The organism is Bacillus sp. JJ675, from assembly GCF_036963165.1.
GTDB lineage: Bacteria > Bacillota > Bacilli > Bacillales > Bacillaceae > Bacillus > Bacillus glycinifermentans.
Map to the genome: position 1 here is coordinate 78,336 of NZ_JBALMR010000010.1, position 14,729 is coordinate 93,064.

Annotated in this window: 15 protein-coding genes; 7 read left to right on the top strand and 8 right to left on the bottom strand. The window is 46.5% G+C overall.

All coding sequences use genetic code 11. The features are described from left to right. The first annotated feature begins 78 nt into the window (after positions 1-78). From V7126_RS03315 to licH, 6 genes are all read left to right on the top strand, one after another. Positions 79-669, top strand: a complete 591-nt coding sequence (locus V7126_RS03315; protein ID WP_175076538.1) for a DNA-3-methyladenine glycosylase — start codon at positions 79-81, stop codon at positions 667-669. A gap of 363 nt (positions 670-1,032) precedes the next feature. Then, on the top strand, positions 1,033-2,979 hold the full coding sequence (locus V7126_RS03320) for a BglG family transcription antiterminator (RefSeq protein WP_175076537.1): 1,947 nt from the start codon (positions 1,033-1,035) through the stop codon (positions 2,977-2,979). A 127-nt stretch (positions 2,980-3,106) separates the two neighbouring features. Beyond that, the gene (gene licB / locus V7126_RS03325; RefSeq protein ID WP_046129399.1) at positions 3,107-3,412 is read left to right on the top strand and encodes a PTS lichenan transporter subunit IIB; all 306 of its coding nucleotides are present in this window, start codon (positions 3,107-3,109) and stop codon (positions 3,410-3,412) included. Positions 3,413-3,428: 16 nt separating this feature from the next. Beyond that, the gene (celB, locus tag V7126_RS03330; protein WP_046129400.1) at positions 3,429-4,781 is read left to right on the top strand and encodes a PTS cellobiose transporter subunit IIC; all 1,353 of its coding nucleotides are present in this window, start codon (positions 3,429-3,431) and stop codon (positions 4,779-4,781) included. A gap of 15 nt (positions 4,782-4,796) precedes the next feature. Then, positions 4,797-5,126, top strand: a complete 330-nt coding sequence (locus V7126_RS03335) for a PTS lactose/cellobiose transporter subunit IIA (protein WP_175076535.1) — start codon at positions 4,797-4,799, stop codon at positions 5,124-5,126. After that, entirely contained in the window at positions 5,126-6,454 is a 1,329-nt protein-coding gene (gene licH, locus V7126_RS03340) for a 6-phospho-beta-glucosidase LicH (protein ID WP_175076534.1), read from the top strand. Before V7126_RS03335 ends, licH begins: the two co-directional genes overlap by 1 nt. Before the next feature lie 42 nt (positions 6,455-6,496). Here the strand turns inward: licH and V7126_RS03345 are convergent, their stop codons facing one another. From V7126_RS03345 to V7126_RS03380, 8 genes are all read right to left on the bottom strand, one after another. After that, positions 6,497-7,765: an MFS transporter gene (locus V7126_RS03345; protein ID WP_216898864.1), complete on the bottom strand. Its 1,269-nt coding sequence runs from the start codon at positions 7,763-7,765 to the stop codon at positions 6,497-6,499. Positions 7,766-7,987: 222 nt separating this feature from the next. Then, complete coding sequence (locus V7126_RS03350) at positions 7,988-9,079, bottom strand: branched-chain amino acid aminotransferase (protein WP_175076532.1); 1,092 nt, start codon at positions 9,077-9,079, stop codon at positions 7,988-7,990. A gap of 155 nt (positions 9,080-9,234) precedes the next feature. After that, positions 9,235-10,410 carry a D-alanyl-lipoteichoic acid biosynthesis protein DltD gene (gene dltD / locus V7126_RS03355; protein ID WP_175076531.1) on the bottom strand — a complete coding sequence of 392 codons (1,176 nt, stop codon included), beginning with the start codon at positions 10,408-10,410 and terminating at the stop codon, positions 9,235-9,237. Next, positions 10,410-10,646, bottom strand: coding sequence for a D-alanine--poly(phosphoribitol) ligase subunit 2 (gene dltC, locus V7126_RS03360; protein ID WP_006639558.1), 237 nt, complete (start codon positions 10,644-10,646; stop codon positions 10,410-10,412). The genes dltD and dltC overlap by 1 nt, the downstream gene beginning before the upstream one ends. A gap of 15 nt (positions 10,647-10,661) precedes the next feature. Beyond that, on the bottom strand, positions 10,662-11,819 hold the full coding sequence (gene dltB / locus V7126_RS03365) for a D-alanyl-lipoteichoic acid biosynthesis protein DltB (protein ID WP_046129406.1): 1,158 nt from the start codon (positions 11,817-11,819) through the stop codon (positions 10,662-10,664). After that, entirely contained in the window at positions 11,816-13,324 is a 1,509-nt protein-coding gene (gene dltA, locus V7126_RS03370; RefSeq protein ID WP_175076529.1) for a D-alanine--poly(phosphoribitol) ligase subunit DltA, read from the bottom strand. Before dltA ends, dltB begins: the two co-directional genes overlap by 4 nt. Before the next feature lie 13 nt (positions 13,325-13,337). Beyond that, positions 13,338-13,487, bottom strand: coding sequence for a teichoic acid D-Ala incorporation-associated protein DltX (locus V7126_RS03375; protein WP_046129408.1), 150 nt, complete (start codon positions 13,485-13,487; stop codon positions 13,338-13,340). A gap of 282 nt (positions 13,488-13,769) precedes the next feature. Next, positions 13,770-13,850, bottom strand: coding sequence for a YjcZ family sporulation protein (locus V7126_RS03380; RefSeq protein WP_175076562.1), 81 nt, complete (start codon positions 13,848-13,850; stop codon positions 13,770-13,772). Positions 13,851-14,050: 200 nt separating this feature from the next. On the opposite strand from V7126_RS03380, the gene V7126_RS03385 reads away from it, so the two are divergent. After that, positions 14,051-14,710 (top strand): GTP pyrophosphokinase, encoded by a 660-nt coding sequence (locus tag V7126_RS03385; protein WP_046129410.1) that lies wholly within the window; start codon positions 14,051-14,053, stop codon positions 14,708-14,710. Positions 14,711-14,729 lie beyond the last annotated feature (19 nt).

The window sequence follows — 14,729 nt, forward strand, 5'->3', positions numbered from 1 at the left end:
TTCTATTTCTGGCAAACGTCTGTTGAAAAATGTTAAAATTTATCACAATCAATAGATGCTGCAAAGGAGGCTTCTTCCATGAACCAAGCTTACGAGCTCCTTCCGCCGGAATTCTACCGCATGCCGACGCTTGAGCTGGCGCGGTCGCTTTTAGGGTGTCTTCTGGTCAAAGAAACGGAGGAAGGGATCGCGTCAGGATATATTGTAGAAACCGAGGCTTATAAAGGGCCGGGGGACAGGGCGGCCCACAGCTATGGAAACCGCCGGACAAAACGGACGGAAGTGATGTATCGGGAAGCGGGCCGGGCCTACACGTATACGATGCATACCCATACGCTGTTCAATGTAGTCAGCGCGGGTATCGACGAGCCCGAAGCCGTCCTCGTCAGGGCGGTTGAACCGCATGAAGGCGTGCTGCTGATGGAGAAAAGGAGAAGCGGAAAAAAGCCCCGCGATTGGACGAACGGACCGGGAAAATTGACGAAGGCGCTCTCCATCACAATGGATGATTACGGGAGATTGCTGACGGAGCCCCCTCTCTATATCGCCAAAGGATATATCCCGGACGACATTTCCTGCGGGCCGAGGATCGGCATTGAGAATTCGGGGGAAGCGCGGGAATACCCTTGGCGGTTCTGGGTGAAGGGAAACCGGTACGTCTCAAGATAAAAAACGGCAGGTTTGGCTCAACATTTAACCGGGTAATCATCCATAAAAACGGGTAGGGAGTCATGCCTGCCATGAAAAAACTGTTGAAACGCGCGGTAAAATGGACACCTGTCATTTATCCGATCGCACGGAAAATCATAAAAGACCGAAAAGCCAAAAAAACGTGACAGCCGGCCGCTCCGGCTGTTTTTTCGTTGTTACCTCCTATTGCCCAAATTGACTTGAAAACGACATTATAATAGAGTTTACTTAAATATGAGAGAAATTTCACAAAAAGAATGAATATAGTGTAAACAGCAGGAAAAGGAATCTGCCTGTTTGTTCTAAGGTTTAAGCGATACATATGTGAGGGAGGGCTTTTCTATGCTCAATGCTCGGCTCAGCAATATTCTCAGCGAATTGATGACAGCGGACTCACCCTTGACCAGCGCATATTTGGCAAACGGATTGAATGTTACCTCCAGAACGATCAGATCAGATATAAAAGAACTAGACCATCTTCTCTCTAAAAACGGGGCTTCCATCACATCCATCAGAGGCGCCGGTTACCGGCTGTCCATCCAAAATGACCACCTCTTTCGGCAATTATTGCAAAATACGTTCCAAGAAGAATTTTCGCATCCCGTTTTTCCGAATGAACGCATTCTCTATCTATTAAAAAGACTGCTGCTGACAGATGAGTATCTCAAGCTTGAAGATTTGGCCGACGAAATGTTCATCAGCAAATCGACGGTTCAAAACGATATGAGAGACGTTCGAAAAAGGCTGAAATCGTACGATATAGAATTGGAGATCAAACCGAATTACGGATTCAGGCTAAAAGGGGATGAAATAAAGCTGCGCTATTGCATGGCTGAACATATTTTTCCGAAAAGGGAAACGGAAATTGACATCCTGAACACCCGGATTTCCATTCTGCCGAAAAAAGAGCTGGAGATGATCCGCCAGACGATTTTGGAAAGGATCAACGAAGGCCAGATTTCCCTGTCTGATATCGGACTGAACAACTTATTGATTCACATTGCCATCGCCTGCAAACGAATCCGCAGCGGAAAACGCGTCTCGCTTTTTTCACAGGACGTCAAGGAAATTATGAATCATAAAGAATATGGCGTCTCCCGGAAGATTGTCCGGGCGCTGGAAGAAAAGCTGAAGGTGACGTTCCCGGAAGAAGAAACGGCCTATATTGCCATTCATCTGATGGGAGCAAAAAGAACGGCGATGGCGAAGCTCAGCAAGGATAAAATGGAAGGCTTTATCGATGCGGAAACCGACAGGCTTACGGAATTGATGCTGGAGGAGATCGAGCAAAAATTCAAGCTCGGCATTAAAAACGACAAAGAATTGAAAATCGGCCTCAGTCTTCACTTAAAGCCGGCTTTAAATCGCTGCCGCTACGGAATGAACATCAGAAATCCGATGCTCGACGCCATTAAAGCCAACTATCCGCTTGCTTTTGAAGCAGGAATCCAAGCCGGCGAAGCGATCAAAAAGGAAACGGGGTTCGACATTCAGGAAAGCGAAGTCGGCTATCTCGCTTTGCATATCGGCGCTGCTATGGAAAGAAGGAAAATGAATACCCCGTCAAAGCGCTGTATGATCGTCTGCGCCTCAGGAGCAGGAAGCGCCATGCTTCTTCAGGACAGACTGCGTTCGAAATTCGGCTCAAAGCTTGAGATTATTGGAACAGTCGACTATTATAAGCTGAATCAAATCCCGCTTCATGCCCTCGATTTTGTGATCAGCACCATTCCGCTTCCAAAAGAGCTCCCGATACCCGTCGTGAAAGTAAATGCGATTCTCGGCGGGGAGGATCTGGCAAGAATCGAGCATATTCTCGCCCCGGATACAGAGCTGGCCGCGAAGTATACACGTAAGGAGCTTGTCTTCCTGCAGGAAGATTTTCAATCAAAAGAGGACGTCTTGCGCTTTCTTTGCGATCAGGTAACAGCGCTCGGCCTTGCTGAAGAAGGGTTTGAAGCGTCGGTTTTCGAAAGGGAGTCTGTTGCGCCGACATGCTTTGGGAATCTTGTCGCTATTCCCCATCCGATGACCCCGCAAACGGATGCTACGTTCTGGGCGGTATGCACGCTGCAAAAGCCGATAGAATGGCAGGGTAAAAGAGTTCAATTCATCTGCCTTCTTTGCGTTGAAAAAGGCAATACATCCAATCTCCAGAGCATGTACAAGTTATTGGGCAACGTTTTAGACGATCGGTCAATCGTTAGGGAGCTGCTGAAATGCAAGACGTATGAGGCGTTTATGTCCGTTTTCAGAAAGAACAGCCGGATCCAGCCCTTTTCCGAATAATACTTGTCCCCCTGTCTTTTTTCCGGAGGGCTGAGGAAAATCATTGAGTTAATATGAAAGCGGTTTCATATTATGATAAAACCGTAAAACATATAAGAACTAAACCGGAAAAGGGGGACATCTAAACATGAACATCTTATTGGCCTGTGCAGCAGGCATGTCAACTAGTCTGCTCGTTACGAAAATGGAAAAGAGCGCAGAGGAACAAGGGAAAAACTATAACATTTGGGCCGTCTCCGGGGGAGAAGTCCAGAATCATATCGATAAAGCCGATGTATTGCTTCTCGGTCCGCAAGTCCGCTATATGCTTCCCCAATTAAAAAAGCTGGGAGAGTCAAAAGGCGTACCCGTCGACGTCATCAATACGGTCCATTACGGAACCTGCAATGGAGCAGAAGTGCTGAAATCCGCTGAACGGCTTGCCGGGGCTTAGAAGGAGGACGGGGGATGTGAATAAATTCAACCTGTTCTTAGAAGAGAAGGTCATGCCGATCGCCGGCCGGATAGCGGCACAGCGCCATTTGCAGGCACTGAGGGACGGCATCATTCTGACCATGCCGCTGATTATTATCGGTTCGCTGTTTCTCATTTTGGCGAATTTGCCGATTCCCGGCTATGCCGATTTCATGGCGGGCATTTTCGGCGACAAGTGGGCCGAGAAGCTAAGCTACCCGGTAGGTGTCAGTTTTGATATTATGGCGCTTATCGCAACCTTTGGAATCGCTTACCGCCTTGCCGAAAAATACGGCATCGATGCGCTGTCATCAGGAGCAATCGCGGTAGCGGCTTTCCTTCTGGCAACGCCTTATCAGTTTCCGTTTACACCGGAAGGCTCCACTCAGGAAATTCTCGTATCAGGCGGAATTCCGATTTCCTTAATGGGAAGCAAAGGCCTGTTTGTCGGCATGCTGATCGCGATGTTTTCCACTGAAATATACCGCTGGGTCGTTCAGAAAGACATCGTCGTGAAGATGCCTGACGGCGTTCCGCCGGCCGTAAGCAAGTCATTTATCGCCCTGATTCCTGGATTTGCCGTCATCGGTCTGATCTGGCTTGCCCGACTTTTGATCGAAATCACGCCTTTTGAAAGCCTGCACAATGTCATCAATGTAGTGTTGGGTACGCCGCTCTCCATACTCGGAGGCAGCCTCGGCGGAAGCCTTGTTGCCGAAACCGTCCAACAGCTGCTGTGGTCCTGCGGTTTGCACGGGGCGAATATTGTAGGCGGGGTCATGTCGCCGATCTGGTATGGCGCAATGGATGAAAACCGTCTTGCTTTTCAAGCAGGCGAAGTTCTGCCGAACATTTTTACTACCCAGTTTTTCGAAATCTGGATTAATATCGGCGGTAGCGGAGCGACCTTGGCGCTCGTCGTCACGATGGTTCTCAGGGCGCGAAGCAAGCAGATGAAGCAGCTCGGTAAACTTGCAATCGGGCCGGCTATTTTTAATATCAATGAACCGATTATTTTCGGAATGCCGATCGTCATGAACCCGATGCTTTTGCTTCCGTTTATCGTCTCACCGCTCTTGATGATGGTCGCAACCTACATCGGAATGAGCACGGGGCTCGTCGCAAAACCGGCTGGAATCGCAGTCCCTTGGACGATGCCGCCGCTCTTCTCGGGCTATTTGGCAACCGGAGGGAAAATTTCGGGAGCGGTCATGCAGTTCATCAATCTGTTTATTTCGTTTGCCGTGTACTACCCGTTCTTTAGGATGTGGGATAAGCAAAAGCTGAAAGAAGAAAACGAACTCGAAACTGTGCCGCCTGCAAATGAAAATCAGCAGATCGGCGTATAAAAAGGGGGTGCAGTCATGACCGAGGAGTTGGAGCAGACGATTTTTCAAATCATTCTGCACGGGGGAAACGGCAGGAGCTTTTGCATGGAGGCGATTGCTGCTGCGAAGAAAGGCGATTTTGCCGAAGCGAAAAAAAAGATCCGGGAAGCCGATGAGGAATTGATCAAGGCTCATCACTTTCAAACGGCCCTTATCCAAAACGAAGCCAAAGGGGCAAAAACAGAGCCCACGCTGTTGATGATTCATGCGCAAGACCACTTAATGAACGCGATGACAATGAAAGATTTGGCGTCGGAAATTGTTGATTTATACGAAAACATGAATATCCGCGGAGGTGTCAATTAATGAAAAAAGGCTTGAAAATCGTAACGATTGGCGGAGGGTCAAGCTATACGCCCGAGTTGGTTGAAGGATTGATCAAAAGATATGATGAGCTGCCGGTAAGCGAACTGTGGCTTGTCGATATTCCGGAAGGGGAAGAAAAACTCAACATCGTCGGCACGCTGGCAAAGCGAATGGTTGAAAAGGCGGGTGTCCCGATCGATGTCCATCTGACGCTTGACCGCAGAGAGGCCTTGAAAGACGCAGATTTCGTCACCACCCAATTTCGCGTCGGTCAGCTTGAGGCAAGGGCAAAGGATGAAAGGATTCCGTTAAAATACGGTGTTATCGGCCAGGAAACAAACGGTCCCGGCGGCTTGTTTAAAGGACTCCGCACCATTCCGGTCATTCTCGGTATCGCAAAGGACATCGAAGAGCTTTGTCCTGACGCGTGGCTTGTCAACTTTACAAATCCGGCAGGCATGGTGACGGAAGCGCTGCTTCGCTACTCAAATCTGACGAAACTCGTCGGTCTGTGCAATGTGCCGATCGGCATGAAAATGGGAGTGGCAAAAGCGCTTGATGTTGATGAAAGCCGCGTGGAAATCCAATTTGCCGGTTTGAATCATATGGTGTATGGACTCGATGTCTTCCTCGACGGCGTCAGCGTCAAAGACAAAGTGATCGAGGCAATGGCGGATCCGGCAAATGCGATGACGATGAAAAACATTTCCGGCGAATCGTGGGAGCCTGACTTCATCCGCGGCCTTGACCTGATTCCGTGCGGCTACCATCGCTACTATTATAAAACGAAGGAAATGCTTGAGCATGAAATAGAGGCTTCAAAAACGGAGGGAACCCGCGCCGAAGTCGTTCAGAAAGTGGAAAAAGAACTGTTCGAATTATATAAAGACCCAAATTTGGCGATAAAGCCGCCGCAGCTTGAAAAGCGGGGAGGGGCATATTACAGCGATGCGGCCTGCAACCTGATCAGCTCAATTTATAATGACAAGCACGACATTCAGCCTGTCAATACGATGAACAATGGTGCGATCGCAAGCATTCCTGACGATTCTGCGGTAGAAGTGAACTGCGTCATAACGAAAAACGGTCCAAAACCGATCGCGGTCGGAGATTTGCCGGTCAAAGTCAGGGGCCTTGTCCAACAGATCAAATCGTTTGAACGCGTCGCGGCTGAAGCCGCCGTGACCGGAGACTACAACACGGCTCTTGTCGCCATGACGATCAACCCGCTCGTTCCGTCTGATAAGATCGCCAAGCAAATACTGGACGAAATGCTTGAAGCACACAAAGAGCACCTTCCGCAGTTTTTTAAATCAGTCGAAGCATAGATGGATTGCCAAGGTTCCGGCAGCTCGCCGGAACCTTTGTTTTTACATATTGGCGCTTGCTTCTTTTTCTTTTTGAAGATCTGCACGGCTCGCTTTGGCAAGCTGTGTAAACAGCAATATTCCAATGCCGGAAAGGATTTCGATGAAACCGCCGATTGCGATCACCTTGCCCGCGCTGAGAATTTGTGCAGCATATCCGCAGGCGATCGCACCGAGAGGAAGCGATAGGTTTGTGATCGTATGAATAATTGCGTACACCTGAGGCTGATCATCGCCTTCCACAGACGTTTGAATGATCGTAAACTCCGGAACATTGATCGAGCTGATTGCGGCTCCAAAGGCAAAGGCGGCGAGAAAGACGAGCGGCAAAAACGTATTCAGCCCCGTAATGAAATAGGCCGTTCCTTCCAATATCCCGGCTGTAATAAAGAGCAGCCCGTACCTGTTGATTTTTACTTTGGCAAGGATGAATCCCAATAAAAACGCTCCTCCGGCTGTCGTAGCCTTCAACAGCGAATGGATGAACGGCGTGCCGTTTAAATCTTCCGCTACATAAACCGCTGAAAGCGCCTCCCATGGCGATGCCGCGAGATTCATGAATATGCAATAAATCGCAAGCGGGAATAACACCTTATGATGCCGCACAAGAGTAAATCCCCTTTTCAGCCTTGCAAAATATGTGCCTCTTGGTTTGGAAGCGTCTGATTCAGCATGCTGCTGAGCCATCTGCTGCTTAATGCAGAGGACAAAAAAACCTGAAATGATATAGAGTGTGAACGATGTGATCAGGGTCGGCGCAGGACCGATAAACGTAAGAAGCACCCCGCATAATGTAACAGCACCAAGCCTCACAATTTCCGAGGAAGACTGGAGAATTGCGTTAGCTTTTTGAATCAGCTGTTCATTCACGATCTGGGGAATCAATGTAATGGACGCCGGGTTGTATGTCGCGCCGGTCGCCGAATGGATAATCATCAGCCCGAGGACAAACCACATCGGCGAAAAGCCGTTATAGTAGCATAACGGAATAGCAAGTACGATGACTGCTCTCGTCAAGTCAGAAAAATACATCCAGAATTTCAGCGCGCTTCTTTTCACCAATGGACCTGCCAGCGGCGCCAGAAAGGCCTCAGGCAAAAAGGTGACGGCGAGCAGAAGGGAGGTGCCGATTGCGCCTTTCCCGTCAAAGATCAAAAACCATAAAATAGAGTTGAAGGCGAAGCAGTCGGCTGAAATCTTAATGATTCTGGAAAAAAAGAGAAACGTGAAGTTTTTTTTCCAGACGCTTATTTCTCCATTTTTTTTCTCCATCTTCAAAGTCCTTTCTTCATTGCTGCCTGAACGGTTTTAATGTCTCCTTTCAAGTAAGAGTAGAGTTTCATATGTATGTAGATGATTTTAACATATTTTATATAAAATGGAATGGAGTTTTAGCGGGGAATTTTTCAGAGGGGCTTGGGACGTACCGTATATGAGGAAAAAATGATGAAATGAAAAGGCTGCCGGCCCCCTGTTGCATGAGGGCCGGACAGCTTAGCACGGTTGGCTGACCGAATCGACTTCAACCGTCCAGCCGAATGGATCGGGCAAAGCGCCTCTTTGAATCCCTGTTATCGTATCGTACAGTTTTTTGGCGATTTCACCGGTTTCACCGCCGTTAATGACGAGGCTTTCACTTTTCCAAATCAGCTCGCCGACAGGGGAGATGACAGCTGCCGTTCCGGTGCCGAACGCTTCTTCAAGCAAACCGTCCCGGTGGGCTTGAATCAGTTCATCTACGGATATTTTCTTCTCGGCTACAGTGAGGCCCCATTGTTTTAACAGATGGATGACGGAATTTCTCGTAATGCCTTCCAGGATGCTGCCGTTTAAAGCAGGCGTGACAATTTCACCGTTGATTTTAAAGAAGATGTTCATGCTGCCCACTTCTTCAATGTATTTTTTCTCGATTCCGTCCAGCCATAAAACTTGTGAAAAACCTTTGCTTTCAGCCACTTCCTGCGCTTTCAGGCTGGCGGCGTAATTTCCCGCCGTTTTCGCGTTGCCTGTACCGCCTTTAACGGCGCGGACAAATTCGCTTTCAACGGCGATTTTCACGGGGCGGATGCCTTCCTTGTAATAGGAGCTGACCGGCGACAGGATGATCAGCAGCTTGTACATCTTGGACGGGGCGACGCCGAGGTAAGGCTCTGTCGAAATAATGAAAGGACGGATGTAAAGGGACGTTCCCTCTGCTGACGGAATCCACTCTTTGTCGATCTGAATGAGCTGTTTCAGGCCTTCCAGCACCGTATCGGGATCCACTTGCGGAATGCAGAGGCGGTCGTTTGATTTGTTCAGCCGTTCAACGTTTTTCTCCGGCCTGAACAAAAGAACCTTTCCTTCGTTTGATACATAAGCTTTCAACCCTTCAAAAACGGACTGGCCGTAGTGATATACCATTGCAGCCGGATCCATTTCGATCGGCTGGTAAGGGACGATTCGCGGATCGTGCCAGCCGTTTTCAACCGAATAATCCATGATGAACATGTGATCGGTGAATACGCGGCCGAATTCAAGATTGTCCGCTTCGGGCTTTTGCTTTTTCGTCTGACTGAGCTGTACGCTGATGGTTTGTTTTGTCATATTCATTCTCCCTGCCGTTCATAATCTTTTTCCAAAAAATATTTATATTCTATTTTAAACCTTATATTTATAATCGCAATAGATTTCAGAGAAATTTGTAAAATAGAATTATTGGAAATATTAAAAAATATTTTTCGCGAAATAAAAAGGATCCCCTAAGGGCGGGAATCCTTTTTATAGAAGTCTTCGATTGCTTTGTCTACATAGACCCAGCCTTTCCAGCCGAGATGGATCGTATCCTTCAGGAAATAAGGATCATATTCATGGCCGGACAAATCGGCCACCTGAAAGCCTTCTGCTTCGATCTGTTTTTTGATCTTTGCATAGTAACCGGTCCGTCCTTTTTTAGGTACGCCGGTGTAGTCATACCATTTGCCGTGCACCGGAACCGATATAAACAGAGGATCGGCGCCCGATTCCTTCAGGACATCCATCATCATTTGAAAATCGCCGTATTCGACCGACTGTACATAAGACAAATGTTTTTTTCTGTTTTTTAGCTTCGCCATTTTCGGCTTTATTTTTCTGAATGCCTCATCTATTAATTTAAACTTGTTTGACCGGGATTCCTTTTCGCCAAGCTTTGCAGCCATCTGCTTCAGCTCGCTCCACGATTTGCCCTTGACGCTTTGTGAAATCGTGCGCTCAGGGCCGGGACTGTCAACCATTGAATAGTAAAGGTCCTTTTTTTCCAGCACGCTTCGATAAGCTTTGGCAGCCGGCGAAAGAAGGGACAGTGTCGTATGATCCTGCTTTAGCTCCGCCTTATAAAGGGCTGCGAGCAGAGCATCATTTTTGACGGCATGGTATTTCAGCATGCGCTTGATCATTTTTTTCTTTACATTTTGGTCGATTTTTTGGTTGAACAGTAGATCGTATGCCTGTAAAGCTGAGAAATTCGGCGCGAAATGGGATTCATCAGATCCTTTTTTCTGGAACCATTGCGGAGATATGATAAACACCAGTTTCTTCCCCTTTAGTTGATCCATATGAGCCGCGAAATTGATTGCATGGATCAGGGATTGCGAACCGCCCTTTCCGACCAGGTAAGGAGTAAATCCTTTATTATTTACTTCAAAATAATTGGACGGATGATAAGGGTCTAACCGGGACAGTTCGGATGATCCGTAGATCGGGAGGTACTTGGAATCTTCAAGCATCTTGCTTTGAAGGTACGTTCCCTGGAACATCATCGGATTCAGCTCCGTAGCCGATTTTTCGACCCGATCTTTAGGAACAAATGCCTCAAGCCATGAATTCGGGATTGAGATCGTGGTGAAAAAAAGTAAAAATGCCAAAATGATTGGCCCGAATAAAAAACGCTTTTTCATTATCTCAACTCATTCAGCTGCTTTATGATTTGATTTGGCGTGTTCCATGCATCCCGGTCAAATTCTGTAATCGGTACGGTGATGTTAAAGCGGCTTTCAAACGCGAGCAGCAGTTCTACGGTTCCGAATGAATCCAGTATTCCTTCTTCAAAAATATCGATATCCGGGTTCTCCTTGACGATATCGTCCTGACAAACCTCTGCTATAACTGAAAGCACTTCTTGATTAAAGTCCATTATTGAAATCTCCTTTTAATGAATTAGTTTTCCTGAGAAAATAAAAAATCCAAAGCATACAAAATGGAAGGTCACCACAATTGAGACTGCTGTCGTCAGCTTGTTGTTCGGCCACCATTTATACTTCTTATTCCATTTTTCAAAGAAGTTGAAGCCTACCATGAGCAGTGCGTGATAAAGCCCGTAAACGATGTACTGCAGGGCAAGGCCGTGCCATACGCCCATCAGCAGAAACAGCAGCACATATCCGATATTAGACACCGCCATGCGGTTTTTGATCCATTTTTTCTTTGTCATCCAGAAGACAAAGCGCATAAATACGTAGTCTCTGAACCAGAATGAAAGGGACATGTGCCAGCGGTTCCAGAAATCTTTAATATTGCGGCTGATAAACGGCATATTAAAGTTTTCCGGCGACTTGATCCCCATGATATAGCTGATGCCGACCGCAAAAGCGGTATAGCCGGCAAAATCGAAGAACAAGTAAAGGCTATAAGCGTACATGTATCCGAGTCCATGTGCAATCTTGCCTGACGTGAGATGCGACAAATTCAAAATAATGTACGTATTAATGCAATAGCCGATAATGAATTTGTATAAAAAGCCGAGAAAAATTTTGTTGATTCCTTTGTAAAGCAGCTCTTCATATTGCTCTTTCGTCCAGACCGTCTGCTCGTCTTTTTCAAAACGGCGGTACCTGTCGATCGGCCCTGATGAGATGGTCGGGAAAAAGAGAATAAAATAAAGCAGTCTGCTGACGGGAAGCTGTTGTTTGATCAGCCCGTCGCGGGTTTCAATAATAAGCTGAACCCCTTTAAAGGTTAAGTACGAGATTCCGAGAAAGCTTGCCCAGTTGTTCAGGCCAAGGAACGGCAGCAGCTTGGAAATTGCCAGGGGCAGAATCGAAGCTGCTGCGGCCAAACAAAACACAAAGCCGCTGTTCGCTTTTGAACGGTAGGCAATATAGCCTTTGATCAGCACCGTTTGCCAAAGCGTAAACAGGCAAAGAGCGATGAGCCCGTGCAGGCTGTTTGAAAAAATGAGAGCCAGCACGACAACGGAGACCGCCATATTGTAAAAGCGGAAGCTTTTTCCGTTGAGACCGAGAATGATGGTCGGCGCGAGCAAAACTGCTAAAATGATGAAGAAGAGAAATGAACCGTACGGTGTCATATTGTTACCTCTTCTTTAAGCCGTTTCCGGTCAATTTTGCCGTTCGCAGTCATCGGAATCTCTTTTTGATACACGAATTTTCTCGGGATCATATAAGCCGGCAGCGTACTGCCAAGGTCTTTCTTAATGGCGCTCGTCAGCTGGTATTCCTTTTCGAAATCGTGTTCGGCAGGCACGATCATCGCGATCAGATACTCGATTTTCTCCTCGCGGTAGAATGGAATCACCACGGCAGACTGGACGTACTTCGAACGATTGATTTGATATTCGATCTCTTCCAGCTCGATGCGGTAGCCGTGCAGCTTAATTTGGAAATCGAGCCTTCCCTGGAAGAACAGCAGGCCGTTTTCTTTGTAGCCGGCGTCTCCCGTGCGGTAAGCCGCTTCACCGTTATATGAGAAAAACACTTTTTCCGTCAGCTCTTTTTCGCCTAAATAGCCTTTGCTGACGCTTTTTCCGGTGATGATAATCTCGCCTTTTTCACCGTCTTGAACAGGTTCACCGTCTTCATTGACGATGACAATATCAGTATCGGGCTTCGCCGAACCGACAGGAAGGGAAGAGTACCGCTCCAAAATGTCGTCTGTCACTTCAATGGAGGTGACGGCGACCGTTGCCTCCGTCGGGCCGTATGTATTGAAGACCCGGGCTTTCGGAAATCTTTCTTTCAGCTGTCTGGCGACTGATGCAGGGAGCGTTTCTCCGCAAAACATAAATACGCGGAGGCCCGGCAGCAGTTCCTCTGAAAAGGACGGATCCATCAGGCACATTTGTGCAAAGGAAGGAGTCGATGTCCAGACATTGACGTTTGATTGTTTCAGCGCTTCAAACAGAATCTTCGGCCTGTTGATCATATCTTTCGTAACGGTCCACAGAGTACCTCCCGCCTGCAGGCAAGGATATAGGTCCATTACCGATAAGTCAAAGGAAAACGGCGCCTGGTTTAAAAACACGTGACCGTTCTCAACCGGAAAATCTTCTGTCACCCAGTTTGCAAAGCTTTGAAGATTATCGGCTGAAATTTGCACACCTTTTGGATTTCCGGTGCTTCCGGACGTATAGATGATGTAAAACGTCTCTCCGTCCTTCACCCAGTTATCCGGATTTGTCTCGAGCTGTTCACCTGTGTCAAGGTGCTCGGGTGTGACCACGGATATGAGGGCATCACCCGTATCGAGATCGGTTCCGGAGTTGTTGAGCAGCAGCCCGGCTTTTGAGCTTTTGATGATCTTCATCACCCGGTCCGCCGGGATCGAAACATCCACCGGTACATATGGGTGGCCGGCTTTTACGCAGGCGAGGAAAGAAACTGCCATTTCCGGCTGCATATGACCGTAGACGATGATGGGTGAACGATCGCCGATCGTTTCTTTTTGAAGCCGGCAAGCGAGGCGCTCCGACTGTGACCACAATTTGCTGTATGAAAGCGTCTTGTCATCATTCACAAATGCAAGTGCATCGGGTTGTGTTTGTGCATAATGTTTAATCGTTTCTATCAGTTTCATTTTTGATTCTCCATTAAAAGTCGTTATAAATATATGAACCTGTATTTGCTGTATGGAATCCGTAAATCAAAAACAACAGCAGCAAAATAAGAAAGTAATAGGAAGTGTTTAGGAGCCACTTCATTGTTGTTTTTTCATACAACATTTTCAGCTTTGTTAACATTGATCTGTTCCTTTCCCTTATGAAATAGCCGTCACAACAGTATAAGACGAATTTAATTTATAAAAGTTTCATTTCTTCAAAAAAAGTGGAAAAAAATTTGTGGCGTTTTGTTCAAAAAACCTTAAGTCCCAACAGCCTATTATAAACATATTGTGCTGAAGATCAATCCATCCTTCTCTTTTCTTTTTGGAAAACGAATCCAACTTTTGAAACATAAAAAAGGATCATAAGAAACAGCGCTTATGATCCTTCTGATAAAATTAAAAAAAGGGATGCCGGGGATTAATAAACAAATGCTGTCCCGACGATGATGAGCAGGATAAATAACACGACGATCAGAGCAAAGTTAAAGTGACCACCCATTGTGCTTCACCCCCTTGTTTTAATATAAAATATGAAACAAATGATGCTTTCGAAAGGGATATCCATTTAGAAATACAGAAAATAATTAAGAAAACTATTTTTTTATAGAAAAAAACAAGTTCTTTATGTTCGAAACCTTAACGGAAATGGAACCGTCTACTGTTTTGAAAAGAAATCAATTTGATATAAGGAGACCAATTATGGAAACTTCAATAGATCAAATAGCAGGATTGCCGCAGCATCAAATAGAAGATTTTCGAAAGCTGATGGAAGACTGGAAAAATGAACTTTTAGTTTATAAATTCGCTTTAGACCAAATGGATACGAAATTTTCGATTATCAGCCAGGAATACAACTTAATTCACGGCCATAATCCGATCGAACACACGAAATCACGCGTGAAAAACTTTGAAAGCCTGATCAACAAGCTTGTAAGAAAAGGCTGCGATATTACAACGAGCGCTGCCAAAGAGCATATAAACGATATCGCCGGACTGAGAATCGTTTGTTCATTTTTGTCGGATATCTACAATATGGTCGAAGTGCTGAAAGAACACGAAGATATTAAAATTTTAAAAGTGAAGGACTACATCAAAAATCCGAAGCCAAACGGCTACAGAAGCCTTCATTTGATTGTAGAAGTGCCCGTTTATTTGACAAACCGGGTGGAGCATGCCAAGGTGGAAATCCAGATCAGAACGATCGCCATGGATTTTTGGGCAAGCCTTGAGCATAAAATTTACTATAAATTAAATAATGAAGTGCCTGATCGGCTGACAGACGAGCTGAAAGAAGCCGCCGATATCGCCAATTATCTGGACGAAAAGATGCTTCATATCAGAAGAAAAGCAGATCAATAAAGAAAGCCGGGACAGACGT

Excerpts from the sequence above, each read along its gene's own strand:
- V7126_RS03380 (WP_175076562.1), bottom strand. The coding sequence starts at position 13,850 with ATGGGTGGTCACTTTAACTTTGCTCTGATCGTCGTGTTATTTATCCTG.
- dltB (WP_046129406.1), bottom strand. The coding sequence starts at position 11,819 with ATGACACCGTACGGTTCATTTCTCTTCTTCATCATTTTAGCAGTTTTG.
- licB (WP_046129399.1), top strand. The coding sequence starts at position 3,107 with ATGAACATCTTATTGGCCTGTGCAGCAGGCATGTCAACTAGTCTGCTC.
- V7126_RS03335 (WP_175076535.1), top strand. The coding sequence starts at position 4,797 with ATGACCGAGGAGTTGGAGCAGACGATTTTTCAAATCATTCTGCACGGG.
- V7126_RS03345 (WP_216898864.1), bottom strand. The coding sequence starts at position 7,765 with ATGGAGAAAAAAAATGGAGAAATAAGCGTCTGGAAAAAAAACTTCACG.
- V7126_RS03320 (WP_175076537.1), top strand. The coding sequence starts at position 1,033 with ATGCTCAATGCTCGGCTCAGCAATATTCTCAGCGAATTGATGACAGCG.
- V7126_RS03350 (WP_175076532.1), bottom strand. The coding sequence starts at position 9,079 with ATGACAAAACAAACCATCAGCGTACAGCTCAGTCAGACGAAAAAGCAA.
- licH (WP_175076534.1), top strand. The coding sequence starts at position 5,126 with ATGAAAAAAGGCTTGAAAATCGTAACGATTGGCGGAGGGTCAAGCTAT.
- V7126_RS03315 (WP_175076538.1), top strand. The coding sequence starts at position 79 with ATGAACCAAGCTTACGAGCTCCTTCCGCCGGAATTCTACCGCATGCCG.
- V7126_RS03375 (WP_046129408.1), bottom strand. The coding sequence starts at position 13,487 with ATGTTAACAAAGCTGAAAATGTTGTATGAAAAAACAACAATGAAGTGG.
- dltC (WP_006639558.1), bottom strand. The coding sequence starts at position 10,646 with ATGGACTTTAATCAAGAAGTGCTTTCAGTTATAGCAGAGGTTTGTCAG.
- dltD (WP_175076531.1), bottom strand. The coding sequence starts at position 10,410 with ATGAAAAAGCGTTTTTTATTCGGGCCAATCATTTTGGCATTTTTACTT.
- dltA (WP_175076529.1), bottom strand. The coding sequence starts at position 13,324 with ATGAAACTGATAGAAACGATTAAACATTATGCACAAACACAACCCGAT.
- V7126_RS03385 (WP_046129410.1), top strand. The coding sequence starts at position 14,051 with ATGGAAACTTCAATAGATCAAATAGCAGGATTGCCGCAGCATCAAATA.